Annotated in this window: 21 protein-coding genes; 13 read left to right on the top strand and 8 right to left on the bottom strand. The window is 64.0% G+C overall.

The annotated features are described in order from the left end of the window. Positions 1 to 34: 34 nt before the first annotated feature. The 5 genes from NKK47_RS21355 to NKK47_RS21335 all read left to right on the top strand — a co-directional run bounded on the left by NKK47_RS21355 (position 35) and on the right by NKK47_RS21335 (position 4,850). A complete protein-coding gene (locus tag NKK47_RS21355; protein ID WP_352578167.1) occupies positions 35 to 1,339 on the top strand; it encodes an ABC transporter substrate-binding protein in 1,305 nt (434 codons plus the stop codon). Positions 1,340 to 1,572: 233 nt separating this feature from the next. Further along, a complete protein-coding gene (locus tag NKK47_RS21350) occupies positions 1,573 to 2,454 on the top strand; it encodes a branched-chain amino acid ABC transporter permease (protein WP_352578166.1) in 882 nt (293 codons plus the stop codon). After that, the gene (locus tag NKK47_RS21345; RefSeq protein WP_352578165.1) at positions 2,451 to 3,413 is read left to right on the top strand and encodes a branched-chain amino acid ABC transporter permease; all 963 of its coding nucleotides are present in this window, start codon (positions 2,451 to 2,453) and stop codon (positions 3,411 to 3,413) included. The genes NKK47_RS21350 and NKK47_RS21345 overlap by 4 nt, the downstream gene beginning before the upstream one ends. After that, positions 3,410 to 4,138 (top strand): ABC transporter ATP-binding protein, encoded by a 729-nt coding sequence (locus NKK47_RS21340; RefSeq protein ID WP_352578164.1) that lies wholly within the window; start codon positions 3,410 to 3,412, stop codon positions 4,136 to 4,138. The genes NKK47_RS21345 and NKK47_RS21340 overlap by 4 nt, the downstream gene beginning before the upstream one ends. Beyond that, a complete protein-coding gene (locus NKK47_RS21335; RefSeq protein ID WP_352578163.1) occupies positions 4,131 to 4,850 on the top strand; it encodes an ABC transporter ATP-binding protein in 720 nt (239 codons plus the stop codon). The genes NKK47_RS21340 and NKK47_RS21335 overlap by 8 nt, the downstream gene beginning before the upstream one ends. Here NKK47_RS21335 and NKK47_RS21330 read toward each other — a convergent pair whose 3' ends face one another. Both NKK47_RS21330 and pncA read right to left on the bottom strand, forming a co-directional pair. After that, on the bottom strand, positions 4,851 to 6,278 hold the full coding sequence (locus tag NKK47_RS21330; protein WP_352578162.1) for a sodium:proton antiporter: 1,428 nt from the start codon (positions 6,276 to 6,278) through the stop codon (positions 4,851 to 4,853). 40 nt (positions 6,279 to 6,318) lie between these two features. Next, positions 6,319 to 6,918 carry a bifunctional nicotinamidase/pyrazinamidase gene (gene pncA / locus NKK47_RS21325; protein WP_023676971.1) on the bottom strand — a complete coding sequence of 200 codons (600 nt, stop codon included), beginning with the start codon at positions 6,916 to 6,918 and terminating at the stop codon, positions 6,319 to 6,321. 272 nt (positions 6,919 to 7,190) lie between these two features. Between pncA and NKK47_RS21320 the strand changes: the two genes are divergently transcribed. Genes NKK47_RS21320 through NKK47_RS21295 form a run of 6 tightly spaced genes read left to right on the top strand, consistent with a single transcriptional unit; the run spans position 7,191 to position 14,255 of the window. Further along, the gene (locus tag NKK47_RS21320; RefSeq protein ID WP_352578161.1) at positions 7,191 to 8,051 is read left to right on the top strand and encodes an FAD binding domain-containing protein; all 861 of its coding nucleotides are present in this window, start codon (positions 7,191 to 7,193) and stop codon (positions 8,049 to 8,051) included. Further along, a complete protein-coding gene (locus tag NKK47_RS21315; protein ID WP_352578160.1) occupies positions 8,051 to 10,807 on the top strand; it encodes a molybdopterin-dependent oxidoreductase in 2,757 nt (918 codons plus the stop codon). The genes NKK47_RS21320 and NKK47_RS21315 overlap by 1 nt, the downstream gene beginning before the upstream one ends. After that, positions 10,804 to 12,348 carry a 6-hydroxynicotinate reductase gene (locus tag NKK47_RS21310; RefSeq protein WP_352578159.1) on the top strand — a complete coding sequence of 515 codons (1,545 nt, stop codon included), beginning with the start codon at positions 10,804 to 10,806 and terminating at the stop codon, positions 12,346 to 12,348. Before NKK47_RS21315 ends, NKK47_RS21310 begins: the two co-directional genes overlap by 4 nt. After that, positions 12,345 to 13,220: a UPF0280 family protein gene (locus tag NKK47_RS21305; RefSeq protein WP_352578158.1), complete on the top strand. Its 876-nt coding sequence runs from the start codon at positions 12,345 to 12,347 to the stop codon at positions 13,218 to 13,220. Before NKK47_RS21310 ends, NKK47_RS21305 begins: the two co-directional genes overlap by 4 nt. Continuing rightward, complete coding sequence (locus tag NKK47_RS21300; protein ID WP_023676966.1) at positions 13,213 to 13,797, top strand: amino acid synthesis family protein; 585 nt, start codon at positions 13,213 to 13,215, stop codon at positions 13,795 to 13,797. The genes NKK47_RS21305 and NKK47_RS21300 overlap by 8 nt, the downstream gene beginning before the upstream one ends. Further along, positions 13,794 to 14,255: a MarR family winged helix-turn-helix transcriptional regulator gene (locus NKK47_RS21295; RefSeq protein ID WP_352578174.1), complete on the top strand. Its 462-nt coding sequence runs from the start codon at positions 13,794 to 13,796 to the stop codon at positions 14,253 to 14,255. Before NKK47_RS21300 ends, NKK47_RS21295 begins: the two co-directional genes overlap by 4 nt. Before the next feature lie 68 nt (positions 14,256 to 14,323). On the opposite strand, the gene NKK47_RS21290 is transcribed toward NKK47_RS21295, so the two are convergent. From NKK47_RS21290 to NKK47_RS21280, 3 genes are read right to left on the bottom strand one after another with little or no spacing between them, the layout of a single operon-like run. Further along, complete coding sequence (locus tag NKK47_RS21290; RefSeq protein ID WP_352578157.1) at positions 14,324 to 15,289, bottom strand: substrate-binding domain-containing protein; 966 nt, start codon at positions 15,287 to 15,289, stop codon at positions 14,324 to 14,326. Continuing rightward, positions 15,286 to 16,599 carry an ABC transporter permease gene (locus tag NKK47_RS21285; protein ID WP_352578156.1) on the bottom strand — a complete coding sequence of 438 codons (1,314 nt, stop codon included), beginning with the start codon at positions 16,597 to 16,599 and terminating at the stop codon, positions 15,286 to 15,288. The genes NKK47_RS21290 and NKK47_RS21285 overlap by 4 nt, the downstream gene beginning before the upstream one ends. Further along, positions 16,596 to 18,179 (bottom strand): sugar ABC transporter ATP-binding protein, encoded by a 1,584-nt coding sequence (locus NKK47_RS21280; RefSeq protein WP_352578155.1) that lies wholly within the window; start codon positions 18,177 to 18,179, stop codon positions 16,596 to 16,598. The genes NKK47_RS21285 and NKK47_RS21280 overlap by 4 nt, the downstream gene beginning before the upstream one ends. A gap of 217 nt (positions 18,180 to 18,396) precedes the next feature. Here NKK47_RS21280 and NKK47_RS21275 point away from each other — a divergent pair, with 217 nt between their 5' ends. After that, positions 18,397 to 19,416: a LacI family DNA-binding transcriptional regulator gene (locus tag NKK47_RS21275; protein WP_352449454.1), complete on the top strand. Its 1,020-nt coding sequence runs from the start codon at positions 18,397 to 18,399 to the stop codon at positions 19,414 to 19,416. A gap of 254 nt (positions 19,417 to 19,670) precedes the next feature. Further along, the gene (locus NKK47_RS21270; protein WP_352578154.1) at positions 19,671 to 20,294 is read left to right on the top strand and encodes a L,D-transpeptidase; all 624 of its coding nucleotides are present in this window, start codon (positions 19,671 to 19,673) and stop codon (positions 20,292 to 20,294) included. A gap of 156 nt (positions 20,295 to 20,450) precedes the next feature. Here the strand turns inward: NKK47_RS21270 and NKK47_RS21265 are convergent, their stop codons facing one another. From NKK47_RS21265 to NKK47_RS21255, 3 genes are all read right to left on the bottom strand, one after another. Continuing rightward, positions 20,451 to 21,452 (bottom strand): LLM class flavin-dependent oxidoreductase, encoded by a 1,002-nt coding sequence (locus tag NKK47_RS21265; protein WP_352578153.1) that lies wholly within the window; start codon positions 21,450 to 21,452, stop codon positions 20,451 to 20,453. Between the two features lie 154 nt (positions 21,453 to 21,606). Then, positions 21,607 to 22,767: an AI-2E family transporter gene (locus tag NKK47_RS21260; RefSeq protein WP_352578152.1), complete on the bottom strand. Its 1,161-nt coding sequence runs from the start codon at positions 22,765 to 22,767 to the stop codon at positions 21,607 to 21,609. A gap of 133 nt (positions 22,768 to 22,900) precedes the next feature. Further along, positions 22,901 to 23,962, bottom strand: coding sequence for an LLM class flavin-dependent oxidoreductase (locus NKK47_RS21255; protein ID WP_352578151.1), 1,062 nt, complete (start codon positions 23,960 to 23,962; stop codon positions 22,901 to 22,903). Positions 23,963 to 24,098: the final 136 nt, after the last annotated feature.

Genomic DNA, 24,098 nt, shown 5'->3' with positions numbered 1-24,098 from the left:
CATTGGTCAAAGCTCAAAAACAAGGGGAACTGCCGTGACTGACAAGAATGGGTTTTTCGATCTCTCCAGATCCGCTCTCACCCGCCGCACGGCGCTGAAGGGCCTTGCCGCCGGCGCCGGTCTTGCCGTCGCGCCGGGTTTCGTGCGTTACAGCCAGGCGCAGAGCTCGGCGCCGATCAAGATCGGCTTCCAGTCGCACCGCACCGGCATCGGCGCCGCCTATGGCCGCTGGTACGAGAAGACCACAGCGGCTGCCGTCAAGGCGATCAACGATTCCGGCGGCATCAACGGCCGGCCGGTCGACGTGATCATCGAGGATGACGGCACCGATCCCGGCCGGGGCGCCGAAGTGGTCGGCAAGTTCGCCTCCCAGCACAAGACCGATATAGTCTACGGCACGCTGTTTTCGCATGTCGTCATCGGCTCGGCGCCGGCCGCCGGCGAGGCCAAGATGCCCTATTTCGTCGTCAGCGAAGGCCACCACGTCGCGTCGACCAAGTTGAACCGCTACGTCTTCCAGCCCGGCATCACCGATGTGAAAAGCCAGATCCAGTCGATGGCGCCGTGGATTGCCGCCAATGCCGGCAAGAAGGTGACGCAGATCTTCCCCGATTTCGCTTTCGGCTATGACCATCGCGACTACCTGCCGCCGGCGCTGAAGGCGCAAGGCGCCGAGGTCATTGCGCAGATCGCGATTCCGCCGACGGAATCCTCCTTCACCAAATATTTCCCGCAGATCCCCGCGGAGACCGAGGTGATCTACCACGTCATGGTCGGCCCGGCGGTGCTCACCTTCGTCAAGGAGCTCGGCGAGTTCTACGGCTCCAATCGGCCGCAATTGTTCGGCTTCATCGATTCGCTCGAAGCCACCGACATCAACAGCCCCGGCCTCGAATTCCTCGACGGTAGCCATTTCTGGGAAGGCTCGCCGCGCTACGCGCAGCCCGACGATTCCCCTGCACAGAAGGCCTACCGCGCCGCCGTCGGCATCGACGACAATGGTGCCGCCGTCGGCGATCCCAAGGACGTCTCCACCGCCGCGCACATGTTCGGCTGCTGGGAAACGCTCTACGTCGTCAAGAAGGCGATGGAGGATGCCGGCTACAAGGGGCCGGAAGACCGCGCCAAGCTGGTCGAGGCGACCGAGGCGTTGACCGAGTTCGCCGAGGGGCCCGAGCATCCGCAGGGACCGAAAACCTTCAACGGCAAGATCCACCAGTGCTTTGGTATCCAGAACATCTCCAAGGTCGAAGGCGGCCGGCTGAATGTCGTCCACAAGACCAAGATCGAGGACGGCCTCTACGAGCCTGAGGGGGACTACACGACGCAGACGCTGTGAGCTTGGTTTCATTAAGCACAGTGCGCTTCGGCCCACCCCCCTCTGTCCTGCCGGACATCTCCCCCTCAATGGAGGAGATTGGCAGTTCCTGCGAAGGCGGCCGCTTTCCGACCTCGACGATTGGCGAAAGCGGTGATGACAGCCAATCTCTCGCCTCGAGGGGGAGATGCCAAGTTTTGGCAAAGAGGTCAGGCCAGAGGGGGGTGCTTCGCGCATCCGCCGGTGCTTAGGCGATGCACTTCGGACCCCACCTGCTCCTCGCCGCTCTCGAAGGCCTCGTCACCTCCGCCGTCCTGGCGCTGACGGCGCTTGGCCTGTCGCTGGTGTTCGGCGTCATGCGCGTCGTCAATGTCGCGCATGGCGAGTTTTTCATGCTCGGCGCGGTGCTTGCCTGGGCGATCTCAACGGCGATATCTGGCCATCCGGCGCTCGGCTTTCTGGCCGCCCTGGTGCTGGCGCCGCTGATCGTCGGCCTGCTCGCGCTGGTCGCCGAACGGCTGGTGCTGCGCCGGCTCAACTACAATCCGGAAGCCACCATCGTCGCCACCATCGGCATGCTCTACATCATCCAGCAACTGGCACTGACCTTCTACGGCCCGGAGGCGCGGCCGGTGGAGCCGCCGTTCAGCTACCGCATCCTCCTGCCGTGGTTCGGTTATTCCGGGTACAAGCTGTCGATCATCGCCGCGTCGGCGCTGCTGCTGGTCGCGACCTGGCTGGTGCTGACGCGCACGAAAATCGGCCTCGTCATGCGCGCCACGCAATATGACAGCGAGACGGCGCAGGCCTTCGGCATCCCGGTGACCAGAGTCTATGCCGGTGTTTTCGCGCTCGGCGCCATGCTGGCTGCTGTCGCCGCGGTGCTGATCGTGCCGATCAGCCAGGCCCACTATCTGATGGGACAGGACCCGCTGTTGCTGTCGTTCATCGTCGTCATCATCGGCGGCCTCGGCTCGCTGCGCGGCACGGTCGTCGCCGCGGTGCTGATCGGCCTTTCCGACGGCATCATCTCGGTGTTCTTCTCACCGACGCTGGCCAAGATCATCGCCACCTTGCTCGTCGCCATGGTGCTGGTGTTCCGGCCGCAGGGCCTGTTCGGGACGACATCGCGATGAAGGATGCTTCGCCGGCAAAGCCATATGCGCTGCACCTCGGCGTCATCGCCCTGCTTTTCGGGCTTAGCTTCGTCCTGCCGGAATACCATCACGGCCTGCTCGCCCGCATCATGGTGCTGGCGGTCTTCGCCATGGGCTACAATCTGCTGTTCGGCTATGTCGGGCTGCTTAGCCTCGGCCATGCCATGTTCTTTTCAGCCGGGCTCTATGGCGCCGGCCTTGCCGTCATCCATCTCGGCTGGAGCGTGCCGGCCGCCTTCGCAGCTGGGCTTGCCTGCGGCGCGCTTCTCGCGCTGGTGATCGGGCTGCTGGCGCTGCGCACCTCCGGCGTCGCCTTCATGATCGTCACTATGATGTTCGCGCAGGTATTCTATCTCGTCATCCTCTATTTTGCCGCCTGGACCGGTGGCGACCAGGGCATGGTCGTTCCGCAGCCGATGCGTGTCCTGGTCCTGGGCAGCACGTCGCTCGACCTCACCAACCCGACCGTGCGCTATATGAGCGCGCTGGCACTGTTCTCGATCGTGCTGATTATAAGCCTGGCTATAGTCCGCTCCGGCTACGGTCGCGTGCTAGTCGCCATCCGCGAAAACGAAGAGCGGACCAAAATGCTTGGCTACGATACATTTTCCAACAAGCTCGCCGCCGTCGTCATCTCAGGCAGCATCTGCGCGGCTTCCGGCGCGGCCTATGCGCTGCTGTTCGGCTATGTCGGCTCGAGCTTCGCTTCGGTGCAATATTCCATCCTGCCGCTGCTCTGGGTGCTGCTGGGCGGCGCCGCCACCACGCTCGGTCCGCTGATCGGCACGCTGTTCATGTATTATGTCATCGACGTCGCCAGCGGCTACACCTCGGCCTATCTGCTGATCGTCGGCATAGCGCTCATCCTGCTGGTGCTGTTCTTCCCGAGAGGCATTCTCGGCAGCATCCGCCAGCGCTGGCTCGGGTGGTTGCCATGATGCCGCTGCTCACCACCAAAGGCCTGTCGCGCAGTTTCGGCGGCTTGCGTGCCGTCGACGGCGTCGACTTCGCGCTGATACCGGGCGAGATTCGCGCCATCATCGGCCCCAACGGTGCCGGCAAGACCACCTTCGTCAGCCTGGTCAGCGGCCGCATCCAGCCCTCGTCGGGCATGATCGTCTTCGACGGCGCCGACATCACCAGCCTGCCTGCCTACGCCAGGGTTCGCCTTGGCATCGCCTATACGTTCCAGATCACCAGCGTCTTTGCCAATCTCAGCGCCTACGACAATGTTGCCCTGCCGGTGCAGCGCACGCTGACCGACGGCCGCTCGAAGGGCGCGGTTCACACCGGCGTCATGGCCGCGCTTGAGCGTACCGGCCTTGCCGACCGCGCCGACATGCCGGCCGGGCAGCTGTCCTACGGTCACCAGCGGTTGCTGGAAGTGGCGATGGGACTGGCACTGAAGCCGCGGCTGCTGATCCTCGACGAACCGACGCAAGGGCTGGCCGACAGCGAGATCGATAATTTCATCGAGCTGGTGCGCGAGATCGCCGATAGCGCCACCGTGCTTTTGATCGAGCACAACATGCCGGTGGTCATGCGGCTCGCCGACCGCATCACCGTCTTCAACGCCGGCAGGATTTTGGCTGAAGGCACGCCCGAGCAGATCCGCGCCAATGCCGCGGTGCAGGACGCCTATCTGGGGACGACCCATGGCTGAGGCCCAGTCCAAGGCACTGACGATCTCCGGGGTCGACTGCTTCTATGGCGAGGTCCAGGTGCTCTATGGCCTCGATCTTGTCTTGAACGAGGGCGAAGTGCTCTGCCTGTTCGGCCGCAACGGCGCCGGCAAGACGACGACGCTGAAGGCAATCATGGGCCTGGTGCCGGTAAGCTCCGGCTCGATCCGGCTCGAAGGGCGGGAATTGACCGGCTTGCCGGCGCACGAGGTGCCCAAGGCCGGCGTCGCCTACGTGCCGCAGGGCCGGCGGCTGTTCGCCGAGATGACGGTGGCGGAAAACATCGAGATCGGCCTGATGGCCCGCAACAAGGGCAAGGCGACGCGCGAAAACGTGCTCGACCTCTTCCCGCTGTTGCGCCAGCGCCTCAGGCAGCGTTCGGGCACGCTATCCGGCGGCGAGCAGCAGATGCTGGCCATGGCCCGCGCCCTGTGTCTGGAACCGCAGGTGCTCCTGCTCGACGAGCCGACCGAAGGGCTGATGCCGTCGATGATCGCCAAGATCCGCGAAACCGTGTCGAAGCTGCGTGCGCTTGGCGTGTCGACAATTCTTGTCGAGCAGCGCGTCGATGCCGTGCTGTCGGTCGCCGACCGCGTTTGTTTCATCGAAAACGGCCGCAACCGCGAGACGGTCGATGTCGAGGAACTGCGTGCCGATCCCTCGGCGGTCCGTCGCTATGTCGGCGTCGGATGATCAGGCAAAGAACAGCAAGCCGGCAAGCAGGAACGTCGGGATCAGCACGGCGCCCGACCACGCCATATAGGCAAAGAAGCTCGGCATCTTGATGCCGCGATGCCTGGCAATGGCATAGACCATGAAATTCGGCGCATTGCCGACATAGGTGTTGGCGCCCATGAACACCGCGCCGGCCGAGATCGCCGCCAGCGTCGAGGCGAACTCGGTCATCAGATGCTGCGCATCGCCGCCAGCCAGCTCGAAGAACACCAGATAGGTCGGCGCATTGTCGAGGAAGGACGACAGCGCTCCGGTCAGCCAGAAATAGGCAAGGTTGTCCGGCGCGCCGGTCGGCGAACTGACCAGCAGCACCAACGGCGCCAGCGCGCCGTCGAGCCCGGCCCGCAATATGGCGACGACCGGCACGATGCAGATGAAGATGCTGGCGAACAGCTTCGCCACCTCGGCAATCGGCCCCCAGTTGAAGGCGTTTGCGCCGCGAAACTCCTTCGGCGAGACGACAAGCGAAGTGAAGGCCAGTATCAGGATGGCGGCGTCGCGCACCAGATTCTGCAGCTCGAGGCTGACGCCCTGAAAAGAGAAACTCACTCCCGGCTTCCAGGCAGCGGAAATCAGGATCGCGGCGATTACGCCGGCCAGCAGTGGGATGTTGGCCAGGCCGCGAATGCGCACCTTGCTGTCGGGCGTCGGATCCTTGATCTTCGGCGCGCCTTCCTCCCGGCGATGCATGATGATGTCGATCGCCAGGAAAACAGCCAGCACCACGCCGGCGACGAACAGCGTCTCGGGCAGCAGGTGAACTGTCGTCCAGAAGAAATCGACGCCGCGCAGAAAGCCGACGAACAGCGGCGGATCGCCCAGCGGCGTTAGCGACCCGCCGATGTTGGACACCAGGAAGATGAAAAAGATGACGACATGGGCGTTGAAGCGCCGGTTGTCGTTGGCGCGGATGAGCGGCCGGATCAGGATCATCGAGGCGCCGGTTGTGCCAATGATCGAGGCAAGCAGCGCCCCTCCCAGCAACAGCCCGGCATTGACCAGCGGCGTGCCGTGTATGTTGCCGGCAACGAAGATACCGCCCGAAATGGTGAACAGCGCAAACAGCAGGATGATGAACGACATGTATTCGGTGAGCAGCGCATGCAGCACCGCCTGCGTGGCGGACGGGATGCCGAAGGCGATGGCCAGCGGCCCGATCACCAACGCTGCCCAGAAGGCAGCGATCTTGCCGTAATGGTGCTCCCAAGCATGATGGAACAGCAGCGGGCCGGTCGCGATGCAAAGCAATAGCCCGGCAAACGGCAGCACCCACCAAAGCGACATGGCGGCGCCCGGCAATTCGTGCGCTTCGGCCGCGAGAACCGCTCTCGGAGAAAAGATTGCTGCAATAAGTGCAGCACTTGCCGTCAACGCCGCAAACCGCATGAAGCCCCTCAAAAGTCTGTCAGGTTCGGCTGGATGACGTTCAAATCAGTGTCACGCCGGCATCGCGCATCCGGCCCAGCATCCTCTCCACGGAGCCGTTGAGATCGATGCCGCGGCAGGCGTCGAGCCGCACGGACGTCTCAAAACCGAGCTTGACCGCGTCGAGCGCCGAAAAGGCGACGCAGAAATCCGTCGCCAGGCCGACCAGGGTCAGCGTCTCGATGTTCCGATCCCGGAGATAGCCGGCAAGGCCGGTCGGCGTCGTCCGGTCGTTCTCGAAGAATGCGGAATAGCTGTCGATCGCAGGACGGAACCCCTTGCGGATCACCAGCTCGGCCTTGCTCCAGGCGAGGCCCGAATGGAAATCCGATCCCAGGCTGCCCTGGATGCAGTGATCCGGCCACAGCGTCTGGTGGCCATAAGGCACGTCGATCGTTTCGAACGGGTGCTTGCCGGGGTGGCTGGAGGCAAAGCTCGAATGGCCGGCAGGGTGCCAGTCCTGCGTCAGCAGGACGTGCTCGGTCCGCCGGATTAGGTCATTGACCAACGGCACGATTTCGTCACCACCGGCCACTTCAAGGGCGCCACCCGGGCAGAAATCGTTCTGCAGGTCGATAACGACAAGCGCTTCGTCGGCCATGGAGCCTCCTTATTTTCTTGGTCTTGAGCTTAGGCTCCAATGAAAACGCGACCGGACGCAGAAACTTGACCAGATGGCCGGCTGCGTCAACCTCTCATGGCATAACAAATGCGTTCCGGCTGCACCGGTGCCAACAGCCGTGCAAACTCTGGCTTTGACAATTCCTGCCGGCTTGATATCATTTGCATACGAATGAATTTCCTGTCTTGAATGCTCGGGAAAATCTTTCGGCAGGATCCCCTCTCGGGAAGCCCATTCTGGGAAGGCAAAGCGTGATCCGTTACGCAAAACCCACCACGGTCGACGACGCCCTCGCTTTGCTGGGCGAAGGGCAATGGCGCATCCTCGCCGGCGGCACCGACTTCTATCCGGCACAGGGCAGCAAGCCTTTCCGCGACAATATCCTCGATATCAATGGCCTGGTGGCATTGCGCGGCATTGCCGAAGCCGAAAACCACTGGCTCGTCGGCGCGCGCACCACCTGGACCGATCTCGTCCGCCATCCTCTGCCGGCGGCTTTCGACGCGCTGAAGCAGGCGGCGCGGGAAGTCGGCTCGGTGCAGATCCAGAACGTTGCCTCGATTGCCGGCAATCTCTGCAACGCCTCGCCGGCCGCCGACGGCGTGCCGGCGCTGCTGGTGCTCGATGCCGAAGTCGAACTGCGTTCCGCTGTGGCGACCCGGCATCTGCCCCTTGCAGAATTCATCCTCGGCAACCGTCGCACCGCACTGCAGCCCGGCGAAATGGTCACGGCAATCCGCATTCCCAAACCCGCGACCGCCGGCAGCTCCGTCTTCGTGAAACTCGGCGCGCGGCGTTATCTCGTCATCTCCATCGCCATGGCCGCCGCACGCCTGGCTGTCGAAGATGGTATGGTCAGGAACGCGGCCGTCGCCGTGGGGTCCTGCTCGGTTGTCGCCAGGCGCCTGGCGGGTGTCGAGGCGGCGCTACGCGGCCGGCCCGTCGGCCACGCGCTGGCCACTGCGATCCAATCCGAACCGATGGACGAGCTGTCGCCGATCGGCGACGTGCGCGGCAGCGCCGAATATCGGCTGGACGCTGCGCGCGAGATCGTCGCCCGCGCCGTGCTTGGTGCGATGGGCGCTGTTCCCGACGAAAGGGCGGCGGCCTGATGGGCATGGAGCGCGCCGACATCGCCTTCGAAGTCAACGGCGCCGCCGTCAGCGTTTGTGTGTCGCCGGTGCGGCGGCTGTCCGCGGTGCTGCGCGACGAGTTGCGGCTGACCGGCACTAAGATCGGCTGTGATGCCGGCGACTGCGGCGCCTGCACGGTGCTGGTCGACGGCGAGCCGGTCTGCGCCTGCCTGATGCCCGCGGCTTCCGCCTCCGGCACCGTGGTGACGACCGTCGAAGGCCTCGCCAATGGCCGGCTGTCGGGGCTGCAGGCCTCGTTCCTCAGACATGGCGCAGCGCAATGCGGCGCCTGCACGCCCGGCCTGCTGGTCGCCGCAACGGCACTCCTGGACAGGACGCCTTGCCCGAGCGAGGCCGAAACGCAGGATGCGCTGGGCGGCGTGCTCTGCCGCTGTACCGGCTACCGCAAGATCGTCACCGCGGTGATGGATGCTTGGCGCCACGCCGATGGTCTCGATCAGCGCATGCCATCCTCTGGCCATGCCGTCGGCTCCTCCCCGATCCGCCTCGATGGCCTTCCGAAAGTCACTGGCGGCGAAAAATTCGGCGGTGATTCATTCCCGGCCGACGCATTGTCGGTGCTGGTGGTCCGCTCGCCGCATTATCATGCCGCTTTCACTTTTGGCGATCTCGGCAGCTGGGTGAAATCCCGTCCTGGCATTGCCGGCGTCTTCACCGCCGCCGACATTCCGGGAAAGAATTGTTTCGGCGTCATCGCGCCCTTCGCCGACCAGCCGGCGCTGGCCGAAGGGGTTTCGCGCTTTCGCGGTGAGGCGGTGGCGCTGGTCGCCGGCGAACGCGAGGCTATCCTCGATCTCGACCTTGCCGATTTCCCTGTCAGTTGGACCGAGTTGCCGCATTTTCTGGAAACTGGCGAAGCGCAGGCCGGCGGTGCGCAACTGGTCCATGAAAACCGGCCCTCGAACCTGCTCACCTCCGGCTTCGTCGAGCGTGGCGACCCCGAAGCCGCGCTCGCCGGTGCGGCTTTCGTCGTTTCCGGCGCCATCGACACCTCCTATGTCGAGCACGCCTATATTGAACCGGAAGCCGGCTATGCCTTCATGGACGGCGACACGCTGGTCGTCGTCGCCTGCACGCAGGCGCCCTATATGGACCGTGACGACACGGCAAAAGTGCTCGGCCTTGCCCCGGAACAGGTGCGCATCGTGCCGACCGCCACCGGCGGCGGCTTCGGCTCCAAGCTCGACGTCTCGCTGCAACCGCTCATCGGCCTCGTCGCCATGAAAACCGGCCGGCCGGCGGCGCTCGCCTACAGCCGCACCGAATCGATGATCTCGACCACCAAGCGCCATCCGGCTCTGATGAGAGCGAGCATCGGCGCCGATGCCGACGGCCGTGTCACCGGCATGATCTTCGCCGGCGATTTCAACACCGGCGCCTATGCCAGCTGGGGGCCGACGGTCGCCAACCGCGTGCCGGTGCACGCCTCCGGCCCCTATGCCACGCCGAACTATCGCGCCGAAGGCCGCGCCATCCACACCAACGGCCCGATTGCCGGCGCCTTTCGCGGTTTCGGCGTACCGCAGGCGACGATCATGCAGGAGACCCTCTATGACGAGCTAGCCGACAAGCTCGGCATGGATCGGCTCGACTTTCGCCTGAAGAACTGCCTTCGGAACGGATCCGAAACAGTCACCGGCCAGCGGCTCGAGTCGGGCGTCGGCATCGCCGACTGCCTCGAGGCCCTGCGCTCACATTGGCGGCGTGCCCTAACTGACGCCGACGCGTTCAACGCCCGTAGCAGCAGCGAAAAAAAACGCGGCGTCGGCGTCGCCTCTTGCTGGTACGGCTGCGGCAACACCTCGCTGCCCAATCCGTCGACCATCAAGGTCGGCATCTCGGCATCGGGCGAAGTCGTGCTGCATCAGGGGGCGGTCGATATCGGGCAAGGTTCGAACACTGTCATCGCGCAGATCTGCGCCGACGCGTTGGGTCTTCCGCTTGAAAAGCTGCGGCTGAAAGGCGCCGACACGGCGATCACCCCCGACGCCGGCAAGACATCGGCCTCGCGCCAGACCTTCGTCACCGGCAAGGCCGCCGAAAAGGCCGGCCGCGCCTTGCGCGATGAGATCTTGCGTTTCGCCAATGTCTCGGAAAAGGCGGCGATTGCGCTGGACGGCACAAGTCTGAGCATCGGGGAAGGCGAAGCGACGCGCCGCATCGATCTTTCCTCGCTGAAGGTAGACGCCGAAGGCTTTGTCTTCCGCGCCGAGGAAAGCTACGACCCGCCGACGCTGCCGCTCGATGCCAAGGGCCAGGGCAAGCCTTATGCCGTCTATGGCTATGGCGCCCAGATCGCCGAACTGGAGGTCGACCTCAGGCTCGGCACCGTGAAGCTTATAAAAATCACCGCCGCTCACGATGTCGGCAAGGCCATCAACCCTTTACTGGCAGAGGGCCAGATCGAGGGTGGCATCGCCCAGGGCATCGGCATGGCGCTGATGGAGGAATTCATCCCCGGCCGCACCGAAAACCTGCACGATTATCTGATCCCGACGATCGGCGACGTGCCACTGATCGAGACCATCCTGATAGAAGTTCCGGATCCGGAAGGACCCTTCGGCGCCAAGGGTTTGGGCGAGCATGTGCTGATCCCGACGGCGCCGGCGATCCTCAACGCCATCCGCCACGCCACCGGTGTGCTGGTCACCAAAATTCCGGCGACGCCGACCCGCATCCGCGCCGCCATCCTCGACAAGGAGGCGCGCCGATGAGCGAGCTTGCCGAACGCTTCGAGACGCATGATCCCGGCGAGAAGCTGGTGGCCGAGAAGATCCGCTGCGATGCCTGTCCGGTCATGTGCTACATCGCCGATGGCCGCACCGGCGCCTGCGACCGCTACGGCAATGTTGGCGGCAGGATCGTGCGGATGGATCCACTGACCATCCTCGACCACGCGGCCGAGACCGGCGCCGCAATCGTACCCTTTGCCGAAGAAGGCGAGGCATGGGACGGCGAACTGGTCAACACCGGCCGCCGCTTCGTCACCGCCATCGGCGCCGGCACCACCTATCCCGATTACAAGCCGGCGCCCGTCATCGTCAGCCAGGAGGTCGAGGGCGTCGATCTGGTCACCGTCGTCACCGAGGGCATCTTCTCCTATTGCGGCGTCAAGGTGAAGATCGACACCGACCGTCATATCGGCCCCGAAACGGCGACGGTCCGTGCCCAAGGCGAGGCGATCGGCCATGTCACGACCGGCGAATACGGCTCGCAGATGCTGTCGCTGGGCGGCGTACATCATTTGACCGGCGGCTCGAAGGCTGAAGGGCGCGCCACCTGCGACGCCATGCTCGCCCTGTGCAACCGCAAACCGGTTGAACTCGTCATCGACGGCGGCGCCACCGTCATCGTCGAAGCCGGCAAGCCGCCGGTCATCGACGGCAAGCTCGAGCAGCGCATGCGCGTCGGCTGCGGTTCGGCTACCATAGGCATGTTCGCGACCCAATGGCGCGGCCTTGTCGACGAGGTGGTGGTGGTCGATGACCACATCACCGGCGTCGTCTCCGAGCATCAGGCCGGCAAGGTGCTTGGCTGGCAGGATACCGGCATCAAGATCATCGGCCGCCGTTCGACGCCGGGCCGTTATTTCAAGGTGTCGGAGCCCGGCCTCGGCTGGGGCGGCACCAGCATCTCCGACCCGCTGTCGATCCTTGGTGAATGGAACGCCAAAAAGGGTGCGCGCCCCGGCATGTCGCTGCTGATGGTCTCGACCACCGGCGAGCAATTCGCCTATTACGAGCTCGACGACGAACTGAAGCCGGTCCAGAAACCGTTCCCGGAGCGGCTGCGGAAGTCGGTCGAACTGATCGAGGACAATTGCGAGCCGGCGCTCTGCACCGTGCTTTTCGTCGGCGGCGCCGGCGGCTCGCTGCGCGCCGGCGTCACCGAGAACCCGGTCAATCTGACCCGCTCGGTGCAGGGCTTGACGACCTATGTGACGGTCGGCGGCGCGCCGGTCTATGTCTGGCCGGGCGGCGGCATCACGCTGATGGTCGACGTCACCCGCGTGCCGGAAGGCGCCTTCGGCTATGTGCCGACCCCGGCGCTGGTGGCGCCGATCGAGTTCACCATGCGCCGCGACGATTATGTCAGGCTTGGCGGCTACGAAGGCGAAATCCGCAGCGTCGACGATATCCTGGCCAAGGGCGGCGAATATCTCAATCCGCGCCGCGGCACGGCCGCACCCCGTGACAATCCCTGGCCGCCGCTGGCGCAGTTGCGTCGCGCGGCCGCAAACGGGGCCGGGCGATGAACGGCCCGCAGGCGCATTGGCTCGAGGACGGCCGGAGGCTTCACCTCAATCATGGGCCGATCGACCTGATCGCCGAGGCATTCGGCGAGGCGAGTGAATGCAGCGCCGCATATCGCCAGGCAGTGGTGCGCTTCCAGACAATCCTGCCCGAACTGGTCGAAGAGTTGCCCGAACTGCGGCACCCGGCCGCTTCGCGGCCACGTGCGTTCGCTGTCCCGACGGCGCGCCGCATGGAAGCGGCGGTCGTTCCGCTAGCGAAACAATTCATCACACCGATGGCGGCCGTCGCCGGCTCGGTAGCCGACGAAGTGCTTGGCGCGCTGCTTGCCGGCCGCCGGCTCGAGCGCGCCTATGTCAACAATGGCGGCGACAGCGCGATCTATCTCGGCCACGGGCAGTCGATGACGCTTGCCATTGCCGGGACAGGTCATGGGTTGGCAGATCGTCTCACGATCCGCCCCGAAGACGGGATCCGCGGTGTCGCGACAAGCGGCTGGCGCGGCCGCTCCTTTTCGCTGGGCATCGCCGACGCGGTCACGGTGCTGGCGCGAACGGGTGCTGAAGCCGATGCCGCCGCGACCTTGATCGCCAACGCCGTCGACCTGCCCGGTCATCCGGCCGTTAGGCGCGTACGGGCGCGCGATCTCGCACCTGACAGCGACCTCGGCGACCGTTTGGTGACGCAGGGCGTGGGGCTGCTTTCCGCCGCTGAAATCGCTATTGCGCTGGAAGGCGGATTTGCCGTTGCCGAGGAGTTTCGGCGGCGCGGCCTGATTGCCGCCGCGGCACTTTTCCTCGGCGGTCAGGCGCGCATCGCAGGTCCGATGGCGCTCGCCAACAAAGTTTTAGAGAGGGAAATTGCTCATGCCTGAGTTTCCGATCCGCAAGATCGCCGTGCTGACCGAAGAGATTTTTCACGAAGGCGGGCCGGTGGCGAAGGTGCCGCGGCGCCGCGCGGCGGCCATGGCTGTGGTCAAGAACCCGTTCGCCGGCCGTTACGTCGAGGAACTGCAGAGCGCCATGGAGGATTTGAAGCCGCTCGGTCTGCTGCTCTCCGACAGGCTTATTGCCGCATTGGGCGGCGACGTCAAACAGATCGACGGTTACGGCAAGGGCGCCATCGTCGGCATGGCGGGCGAGCTGGAGCATGGCGCGCTGTGGCATGTGCCGGGCGGCTATGCCATGCGCGAACGGCTCGGCGACGCCAAGGCGATCGTGCCCTCGGCGAAGAAGGTCGGCGGCTTCGGCGCGCGGCTCGATGTGCCGCTCGGCCACATCAACGCCGCCTATGTGCGCAGCCATTTCGATGCCATGGAAATCGGCATCAGCGATGGCCCCCGTCCCGACGAGATCCTGTTTTGCCTCGCCATGACCTGCGGCCCGCGCGTGCACGACCGCATGGGTGGGCTGGCGGCCAAGGACATTAAGGCATGGGATGGGCTGCGGTGAGCGCCGAGGACAATCTGCTCAAGCTGGTCGAGGCCGAGGAGCCTGACGAAAACGACTATCGCTTGCAGGAGCAGGTCGGCTTCATCCTGCGCAAGGCGCATCAGCGCCATGTCTCGATCTTCGCCGCACACATCGCCGATCTGACGCCGCCGCAATTTGCCGCTTTGGCCAAATTGCGCGACGTCGGCGAGACCTCGCAGAACCAGCTTGGCAGCCTGATCGCCATGGATGCGGCGACCGTGAAGGGCGTCATCGACCGGCTGAAAGCGCGTGGCTTTGTCGAACTTAGCAAACACGAAATCGACAAACGGCGCCTGCTGGTCAATCTGACCGCCGAGGGGCGCGACGCGATCGAGCGGCTGATTCCGCTTGCCCGTGAGATTACGCAGGAAACGCTGGCGCCGCTTTCCGCCAAGGAAGCGGCCATTTTCATGAAGCTGCTGGCCAAGCTGGCTTAATCTGCTGCCTGCCGGCGTTTGGTTGTTGTTCCTGCCGGGCGCTGAACGCCCGGCAGGAAAGCCTCGTCTCAGAGGCCGTTGTCCTTCAGGATCTGGGCGGCATTTTCTTTGGTGATCTTCTGCGTCGGCAGGGTGATGGTCTTTTCAACCTTCTCGCCGTTCAGGAACTTGATCGCCTGCCGCAGCCCTTCGGCGCCCGGCGTCACATAAGTGAACGTCGCCGTCAGCTCGCCATTGGCGACCAGCTGCACGCCTTCATTGGGCAGGCCGTCGATGCCGATGAACTTGATGTCCTTCTCACGTCCGACGTCCTTGGCGGCAAGATAGGCGCCATAGGCCATCGGATCATTGTGGCCGTAGACAAGATCGATTTTCTCGTTGTTGCGCAACGCCGTCGCCATGATGTTGTAGGCCTGGTCCTGCTTCCAGTCGCCCGACTGCTGGTCGAGCAGGTATTTTATGCCCGGCTCCTTGTCGGTGAATTCATGGAAGCCGTCATGGCGGTCGTGTGCCGGCTGGGTGCCCATGCCGCCCCAGATCTCGACGACGTTGCCGGCGGCCTTGCCCTTGCCGCCAAGCAGCTCGACGGCATATTCACCGGCAGCCCGGCCGATCAGCTTGTTGTCGCCGCCGACGAACTGCGTGTAGTCGTTGGTTTCGACGTTGCGGTCGAGCACGAAGACCGGGATCTTGGCATCGATCGCCTGCTGCACGACACCGGTCAGGCCGGCCGATTCTTTCGGTGATACCAAGAGCGCATCGACCTCCTGACGGATAAGGTTTTCGACATCGGCGACCTGCTTCTCGGTCTTGTCCTCGCCGTCGGTGATGATCAGCTCGACTTCCGGATGCTTGGCCGCTTCGGCCAGGATGTCCTTGTTGAACTGGGCGCGCCAGGGTTCGATGGTCGTCACCTGCGAGAAGCCGATCTTCCACTTCTTGTCCTGCGCACGGGCGCCGCCGGCAAGCATGGCGGTCGTGGTCAGGAGTGCCGCTGTCAGCCCGGCGAGCTTCAACAATTCACGTCGTTTCATTTCTTGTTTCCTCCAATATTCAGAGACGCGGTCTCTTGCGACGGCCGCTTTGCCGCGGCCGTTTCCTTGTGCGCTTGCCCGCCGGGCAGTCGCAGATAGAAGAGAAGATCACCGGCACTGCGCTCCTGTACGAGCACGGTACCGATGATGATCATCCCCTTCAGCACCAGCTGAAGGTTCGAATTGATGTTGTGCAGCTGCAGGATGTTGGAGAGCAGCCCGAAGATCAGCACGCCGCAGAACGTCCCGCTGAGGCTGCCGCGTCCGCCCATCAGGCTGGTGCCGCCGATGACCACGGCGGCAATCGCGTCGAGCTCCAGCCCGGCGCCGGCGTCCGGCTTGCCTTGCCGATACTGCGCGACATAGAGCACCGCCGCGATGCCGGCCAGCAGCCCTGACACGGCATAGGTGGCGATCTTCACGCGGCCTGCGGCGATGCCCGACAGCCGCGCCGCCTCCTCATTGCCGCCGATCGCATAGACATAGCGGCCGAACGGGGTGAAGCGCAGCACGGCGCCGTAGATCAGGATGGCGCCGAGGAAGAACAGGCCCGGCATCGGGATCACGCCGAATACCAGAGAGCGCAGCATTTCGAAATCGGCGGTGGCATTCGAGCCGGTGTAGACCGGCAGCACCGCATTGTTCTGGCCGGCTGTCAGCCGGGCGATGCCGAGCGCAGTGACCATCATCGCCAGCGTCACGATGAAGGGCTGCAGCCGCCCGGCGACGATGATGAAGCCGTTGAGCGCGCCGAACAGCAGGCCGACGCAAGGCGCCACCAGCAGCACGCCGAGCACGCCGAATTTTGAGCCCACCTGCGGCAGCAGGAACCACAGCACCAGACTGCACAGGATCACCCCGACAATGCCGGGCGTCACCAGCCCGCGAACGCTGTCCAACCTGATGTCGTGCGTGGCCTGCGCGCCGGCGCGGGATTTTTCGATGTTCAGCAGGATGAAACGAGTGACGAGAATGCCGAGGCAAAGGGCTGCCAGGGCAACTGTCGGCACCCCCAGCACCACCGCCGGCGTCACGCCGGGGACCGTCAGCAGCATGGCACAGACGACCGTGCAGATTGCCATCAGCGAGCCGACGGAAAGGTCGATACCGCCGGTGATGATCACCGCAGTCATGCCGGTGGCAATCAGCCCGGTGGTCGACACCTGGCGCAGCACATCGAGCAGGTTGCCGTAGGACAGGAAGATGTTGTTGCCCTTGGAGCTGATCGGCGAGCCGAGCACGCCGATCAGGAAGATGGCGATCAGGCCCCAGTAGAGCTTCGTCCGGGACAGGATATGCAAAATGCTCATGCGGCAGGCCTCGTCATCGTCCGTCGCGGCGCCGCAAGCCGCATGATGGCCTCCTCGCTGGCTTGCGCGCGGGACAGGATTCCCGTCTGGCGGCCGTCGGCCATGACCAGGATACGGTCGGAAAGATGCAGCAGCTCCGGCAATTCCGAGCTGATGACGGCGATCGCCAGCCCGTCTCGCGCCAGCTTGAAGATGAGATCGTAGATTTCCCGCTTGGCACCGACATCGATGCCGCGTGTCGGCTCGTCGAGCAGCAGCACCCGCGGCCTCGTCGCCAGCCATTTGCCGATGACGACCTTCTGCTGGTTGCCGCCGGACAGCGTGCCGGCCGGCTGCTCGACGGTCTCGCAGCGAATGCCGAGCGCCTTGACGGCGTCCCGTGCCAGCCCTTGCTCACCGGCCAGCGAGCGCACGCCGAACCGCGCCAGCGCGCCGACCAGCGGCAGCGCGACATTGTCGGTGATCGAGGCCTCGAGATGCAGGCCTTGCGTCTTGCGGTCTTCCGTGACCAGGGCGATGCCGAGCCGGCGCGCATCGCGCGGCGAACGGATTTCTACTGCCTCGCCATCGAGCCTGATCTCACCGCCGGCACGTCCGCCGCTGGACCCGAAGATGGTTTCCAGGATTTCGGTACGGCCCGAGCCCAGCAGCCCGCCGATACCGAGGATTTCTCCTGCGGCAAGATCGAAGCTGACGCCATCGAGCACGGTGCGCCAACCATGGCGATTGGGCTTCGACAGCGACAGCTCGCTTACGGACAGGACCGTGTTGCCACCGGGGATGCGGTGCTCCTGGGAGGAAGCAAGCAGGTTTCGCCCGACCATCGCCGAAATTATGGCGTCTTCGTCGAGCTTGTCCATCGCCCGCGTCAGGACGTGGCGTCCATCGCGAAACACGGTGACGCGGCTGGCCAGATGCATGACCTCGTCGATGCGGTGCGAAATGTAGACGATCGCCACGCCGCTGTCGGCGAGCTGGCGGATGATGCGGAACAGCCGCTGGCATTCGGCCGGCGAAAGCGCCGAGGTCGGCTCGTCCATGATCAGAATGCGCGCCGACATCGACAGCGCCTTGGCGATCTCGACCAGCTGCTGTTCGCCGACGCGCAAGGCACCGACGCGCGCATCCGGGTCGAGCTCGATGCCGAGCCTTTGCAAGAGCGCGCCGGCAGCGCGGCTGCTCGCCTTGCGGTCGACGATCAGCCCGGCGATCAGCTTCTCGCGGCCGAGAAAGATATTGTCGGCGACGCTAAGTTCGGGAACGAGGTTCAGCTCCTGGTGGATGATGGCGATGCCGGCGCGCTCGGCTTCGCGGACGCCGGCAAAGCGCACCGGATAGCCATCGATACTGACCGTTCCGTTATAGTCCGTATAGACGCCGGACAGGATCTTCATCAGCGTCGACTTGCCGGCGCCGTTCTCGCCCATCAGCGCATGGACCTCGCCGCGCCGCAGTTCGAAGCCGACATCGACAAGCGCGGCGATACCGCCGAAGGACTTGGAGATGTGCTCGGCGCTCAGCACGATAGCCGAGCCGTCCGCCATGACGCCTTGCGCAGGGATGGAATTGCCGTGCTGCATGACAAGGACGGCCTCCCTCCGTCGTCACCGAACAACTCAAACGCTAATCTAAACGTTTCGATCATGTCAAGGCCATATCTGGAGCCTAAGATTGTTCCATTTCAATTCTTGCGCAAAATCATAAGATTCCGTACGTATTGCTACCATGGAGTGGTGAAACGTTTCGAAAATGACAGCGTCAGGACGAAAAAAGCAGCGCAAATTCACTGCTCCGACTATGCTTCATGTGGCTGAGGCCGCGCGTGTTTCCGTGGCCACCGTATCGGCGCTGATCAACGGCACCGCGACCGTCAGCCCCGAGCTCAGCCAGCGCATCGAACAGGCGATCCGCGACATCGGCTACAAGCGCAACGCCATTGCCCGCAGCCTGAAGATGGGCACCACACGCACCATCGGGCTCACCGTCCCACACATCACCAATCCGTTCTTTACCGACGTGGTTTCGGTCATCCAGCAGGCTTTCGACAGGGCCGGCTACGCCGTCATGCTGTGCTGCACCGACGAGCACCTGAACACGCAGGACGACCAGATCAGGCTGCTGCTCGACCGCATGGTCGACGGACTGATCGTCGCGCGTGTCGGTGACGGCGCGATCCTCAAACGGATTGTCGACGACGCCAATGTGCCGGTCGTGCTGCTCGACCGTGTTTGCCAGGGTGTCGACACCGATGCCGTCGTTCTCGACAATCAGCGCGCGGTGTTCGACGCCATCACTTACCTGATCGATCTCGGCCATCGGCGCATCGGCTACATCTCCGGCTCGTTCGATATCTCGCCGATGCATGACCGCATGGCGGGATACCGCGAGGCCCTCCAGGCCGCCGGCCTGCCGGCCGAGGCCGAACTCGTCCGCTTCGGCAACTTCCATGAAGTCGACGGCTACAATGCCACCATGCAGCTGCTTTCGCTGCACGACCGGCCGAGCGCCATCTTTTCGGCCAACAACCCGATGGTGATCGGCACCATGAAGGCCATTCGCGATATCGGCCTGTCCTGTCCGGAGGATATTTCGGTCGCCTGCTTCGACGACTTTCCGTGGTCGGATGTGTTCCGGCCGCAATTGACCACGGTCGCACAGCCGGTGCAGGCGATTGGCGAACAGGCGGCCAATCTGCTGCTCGACCGGCTCGCCGGAAACAGGGATGCGCCGCCGCGCAAGCTGACGCTCAAGGGACGCCTGATGATCCGCAATTCATGCCGTCCGCTAGGTGCGACTGCGCAGAGCGTCAGCGCGTAGCGCTTGGGCTCTGTTCAGAAACTTTGCAATGCCGGACGGACAGCGCTCCCTCTGTCCTGCCGACCCCGGGCCTTCGCAGCCACTACGGGCGTTCGTCGTTCGAAAACCGAGCAATTGAAGGACGCGGCGCCGATCGAGCCAAGTGGCCAACAATCAGCCAGCCGACAGTCAGGAAAATCTTGGCAATCGAAGCATGTCGGATTAGGAATATGACGAGATGCGGCTGATCGTTCACACGGGCGCCGGCTTGAGTCATGCGCGTGAAATCGATCCTAATTGGGCTGGGACTTGCTGGGATGGTCGCATTCTCCGGCTGCACCACCGGCGGAGCATTACAGACCTTTCCCCAGGCCTATGGCGGCCTCACCGACGCCGGTTTCCGCATTCCGCCGGTTCCGATCTACAAGGTCGACCCAAAGTTCCGTCGGCAGACAGTGCCTTATGCAACTGACGAGGAGCCTGGCACCATCATTGTCGATACAGGAGCGAAGTTTCTCTACTACGTGCTGGGAGACGGTCAGGCACTGCGCTACGGCATCGGCGTCGGCAAGGCGGGCTTCGAGTGGCATGGCACTGCTCACGTTGCGAGGAAGCGCGAATGGCCGGATTGGAGCGCGCCGTCCGCGATGATCGTGCGCGAGCAGAAGCGAGGCCGCATCATACCGGCCCATATGGAGGGCGGACTCGTGAACCCGCTCGGTGCGCGGGCGCTTTATCTTTTCAACGAGAAGGGTGACACTGGATATCGCCTGCACGGTAGCCCCGAATGGTGGTCCATCGGCAAAGCCGTGTCTGCGGGCTGCATTCGCCTCATGAACCAGGACATCATCGATCTCTATGACCGCGCCACAATCGGCACCAAGGTGATCGTCATTTAGTGGACGCCGCGTTTCCCGCTAACGGACGAGCATGACGGATCGAAAACCTCCGCGTAAAACGCGCGAAATGTTCGCTATGTCTTCGCACACCTGTTCGCGATGTTCCCTGCCTAAGGCCGGCCTTGCCCGCAACAGTGGCAAGTGGCGAACCAACTCTCAGGCAGCTTCCGACAGCGATTTGTGAGCGTCGGCCAGGATCTCGAACGAGCGCACCCGCGCCGCATGGTCGAAAATCTGCGCTGTGACCATCAGCTCGTCGGCCCCTGTGCGGCGCACAAACGCCTCGATGCCTTGACTGACCGTTTCCGGGGAGCCGACGACGGCGCAGGAAAGCGCTTGGCCGAGCATGGTCTTGGCCATTGGATCGAGGTCGCGCTCATATCCTTCGACCGGCGGCGGCAATCGGCCGGGCCGGCCGGTGCGCAGATTGACGAAGGCCTGCTGCAGCGAGGTGAACAACAGCCGCGCCTCGGCATCGGAAGGAGCGGCGAAGACGTTGAGGCCGAGCATCACATAAGGCTTGTCGAGCTGCTCCGAAGGCTGGAAACGCGAGCGGTAGATCTCCAGAGCATGGTCGAGCTCGGCCGGCGCAAAATGCGAAGCGAAGGCGTAGGGCAGGCCGAGCATGGCGGCAAGCTGCGCGCCGTAGAGGCTGGAACCGAGAATCCAGATCGGCACCTTTTCGCCTTCGCCGGGCACCGCGCGGATGCGTTGGCCGTCTTCGGCCGGCTGCAAGTAACCCATCAGCTCGACGACGTCCTGCGGGAAATTGTCGGCGCCAGCGTCGAGGTTACGGCGCAGCGCCCGTGCCGTGGCCATGTCGGTGCCGGGCGCCCGGCCGAGGCCGAGATCGATGCGGCCAGGATGCAGAGCATTAAGCGTACCGAACTGCTCAGCGATGACCAGCGGCGAATGATTGGGCAGCATGATGCCGCCGGCGCCGACGCGTATCGTATTGGTGCCGCCGGCCACATGAGCAATGACCACCGAGGTGGCGGCGCTGGCGATGCCCGGCATATTGTGGTGCTCTGCCAGCCAATAGCGCCGGTAACCCAGCCGCTCGGCATGACGGGCGAGATAGAGCGAATTGGCGAGTGACTGTGAAGCGTTGCTGCCTTCGACGATCGGCGACAGGTCGAGAACGGAAAGAACGGTCATCGGCGCGGGTTTCCTGTGGGCCGAAGGGATGTAGGAAGCCGTTGCCGAGGCGGCAAATTCAAAATGTTGATGGAGCGCTGGGGGAAACGGACGTGCGACCGATGCAAGGTCGTGATCTGCCCCATCGGGGGGACGCTTTTGACCCTTTAAGCCGCTACCTTTTCACCTCGGGAATCTCTTCGTCCTCGATCGCTGCCGTGTGTTGCGCCGCCAGGAAATTGCCGACATGGCTGAGACCGTCGAAATGATCGCAGAACACCTTGATGACGACCAGCAGCGGCACCGCCAGCAGCGCGCCGACAAAACCCCACAGCCACGACCAGAAGGCGATGGCGATGAGGATCGCCACTGCGTTGATTTCGAGACGGCGGCCGACCACCGTCGGCGTCACGAACTGGCCTTCGACGACATCGCACATAAGGACGAAGGCCGGCGCCAGCAGCGCATAGGAAATCGTGTCGAAGCTTATCAGCGCGATGATCGTAACCAGCGTGATGGTGGTCAGCGCCCCGATATAGGGCAGGAAATTGAGCAGAGCCGCTGCCGCGCCCCAGACCTGCGCGTTGGGCACGCCGAGCGCCCACAGGCCGAGCCCGATGACCACGCCGAGACATGTATTGATGACCGTGACAGTAAGCAGATAATGCGAGATTTCACGTTCTACGTCGTAGACGACGCGCAGCGCCCGCTTCTTTTCGCTGAGACTGGGGAAGGACTGGACGATCTTTTCATAGAACATCGTGCCCGAGGCGAGCAGGAACAGCGACAGGACGAAGACGATGGTAACGCTGGCGCCGGCCGACAGCACATTGCCGGCGGCCTGCGAGAGAATACCGGATGGCGCCGTCGCCACCCTCTGAACGCCCGGCTCCTGGGATGTCTGTGTCAGGCCCTCGATCTGGCGCGAAATCTCCACGATCCGTTCGAACGGACGGCGCAGTTGTGCCAGACGTTCGGTAAGCTGCTGGCCGATCGTCGAGGTGTTGTTGATGAGGTCGATGACCGGGCCGCTGAGCAGATATCCCGCGACGGCGACGAGGCAGAACGAAAGCAGCACCAACAGTGTCGCTGAAATGACATCGGGCATGCCATGCTTGCGCAGGAAGCGAACGATCGGCGTCAGCGTCAGCGCCAGCAGGAAAGCCAGAATGACCGGCATGAAGAAGGCGCGGGCGAAGTAAAGCGCGTAGATCGCCATGAGAATGAAGATGCCGACGAGCAGCGAACGCATCAGATGCGCATCCGCCCGCGCCTCGACGCGCGGATCCGGGCTTTCGGCAGCGCTTGCGCCCGAAGCGTCGGGTTCGGCTTTCATTCTGACCCTCGGCGGCACACCGCGATTGGTGCAGACCGTTGGCGAAAACGCCTCTGTCGCTTCAAGGTTCCGTTAGCCGGCGTCACCGGCAAGGCCGCCTCGCGGCCTTGGCAATGAATCAGGTGACTGGGAATCAGGCAACCGGCGCCGCCACGGCGGGAACGGCCTTCGCAGTTTCCCGGCGCACGATCGGCGCCACTTTGGTGCCGTAGAGTTCGATGGCCTTCATCACCTTGGCGTGCGGCATGGTGCCGATCGCCATTTGCAGCAGGAAGCGGTCGTTGCCGAATATCCTGTGCTGGGCAATGATCTTCTCGGCCACCTGTTCTGGATTGCCGACGAACAGCGCGCCGTTTGGGCCGCGCGATTGGTTGAAATGCGCCCGCGATGTCGGCCCCCAGCCGCGCTCGCGGCCGATGCGGTTCATCACCTCGGCCTGCGGCCCGTAAAAATCGTCGGCTGCCTGGTCCGTGGTGTCGGCAATGAAGCCGTGCACGTTGAGACTGGTGGCAAGGCTTGCCGGATCGTTGCCGGCGCGCCTGGCTGCATCCCTGTAGATGTCGAACAGCGGTGCGAACCGCGCCGGCTCGCCACCAATGATCGCCAGTGCCAGCGGCAACCCGAGCACACCCGCGCGGGCGACGGATTGCGGTGTTCCACCGACGGCGATCCAGATCGGCAATTTGTCCTGCAAGGGCCGCGGATAGACGCCGCGGTCGTTGATCGGCGCGCGCAGACTGCCCGACCAGGTCACCTTGACATGATCGCGGATGGCGAGCAGCAGTTCGAGCTTCTCGGCGAAGAGCTCGTCATAATCTTCGAGATTGTAGCCGAACAGCGGAAAGGACTCGATGAACGAGCCGCGCCCGGCCATGATCTCGGCACGGCCGCCGGACAGAAGATCGAGGGTGGCAAACTGCTGGAAGACGCGCACCGGATCGTCGGAGGACAGCACGGTGACAGCGCTGGTCAGCCTTATGCGCTTGGTCCGTTCGGCCGCCGCCGCCAGCGCCACCACCGGAGCCGAGGCAGCATAGTCGGGACGGTGGTGCTCGCCGAGACCAAAGACGTCCAGCCCGACCTGGTCGGCGAGCTCGATCTCCTCGATCAGGTTGCGCAACCGCTCATGCGCACCGATCGCACCGGGACCTGGTTCCGGGCTGACGTCGGCGAAGGTGTAGAGACCGAGTTGCATAGTGTGTCATCTCAGCGTTTTGCCTTGGCGCTACACGTAGCGATCAGTCCGCCGCCCCGCCAGATGCCTGGATGGTGAACAGTGCGGGTGCTTTCAGCCGAATTCAATCGAAATGGCGTCTCCCGGCTGCAACAGA

Origin of the sequence: Mesorhizobium sp. M0019 (assembly GCF_040323975.1) — a bacterium.
Taxonomy (GTDB): Bacteria; Pseudomonadota; Alphaproteobacteria; order Rhizobiales; family Rhizobiaceae; genus Mesorhizobium.
This window is presented reverse-complemented; position numbering and strand designations above follow the sequence as displayed.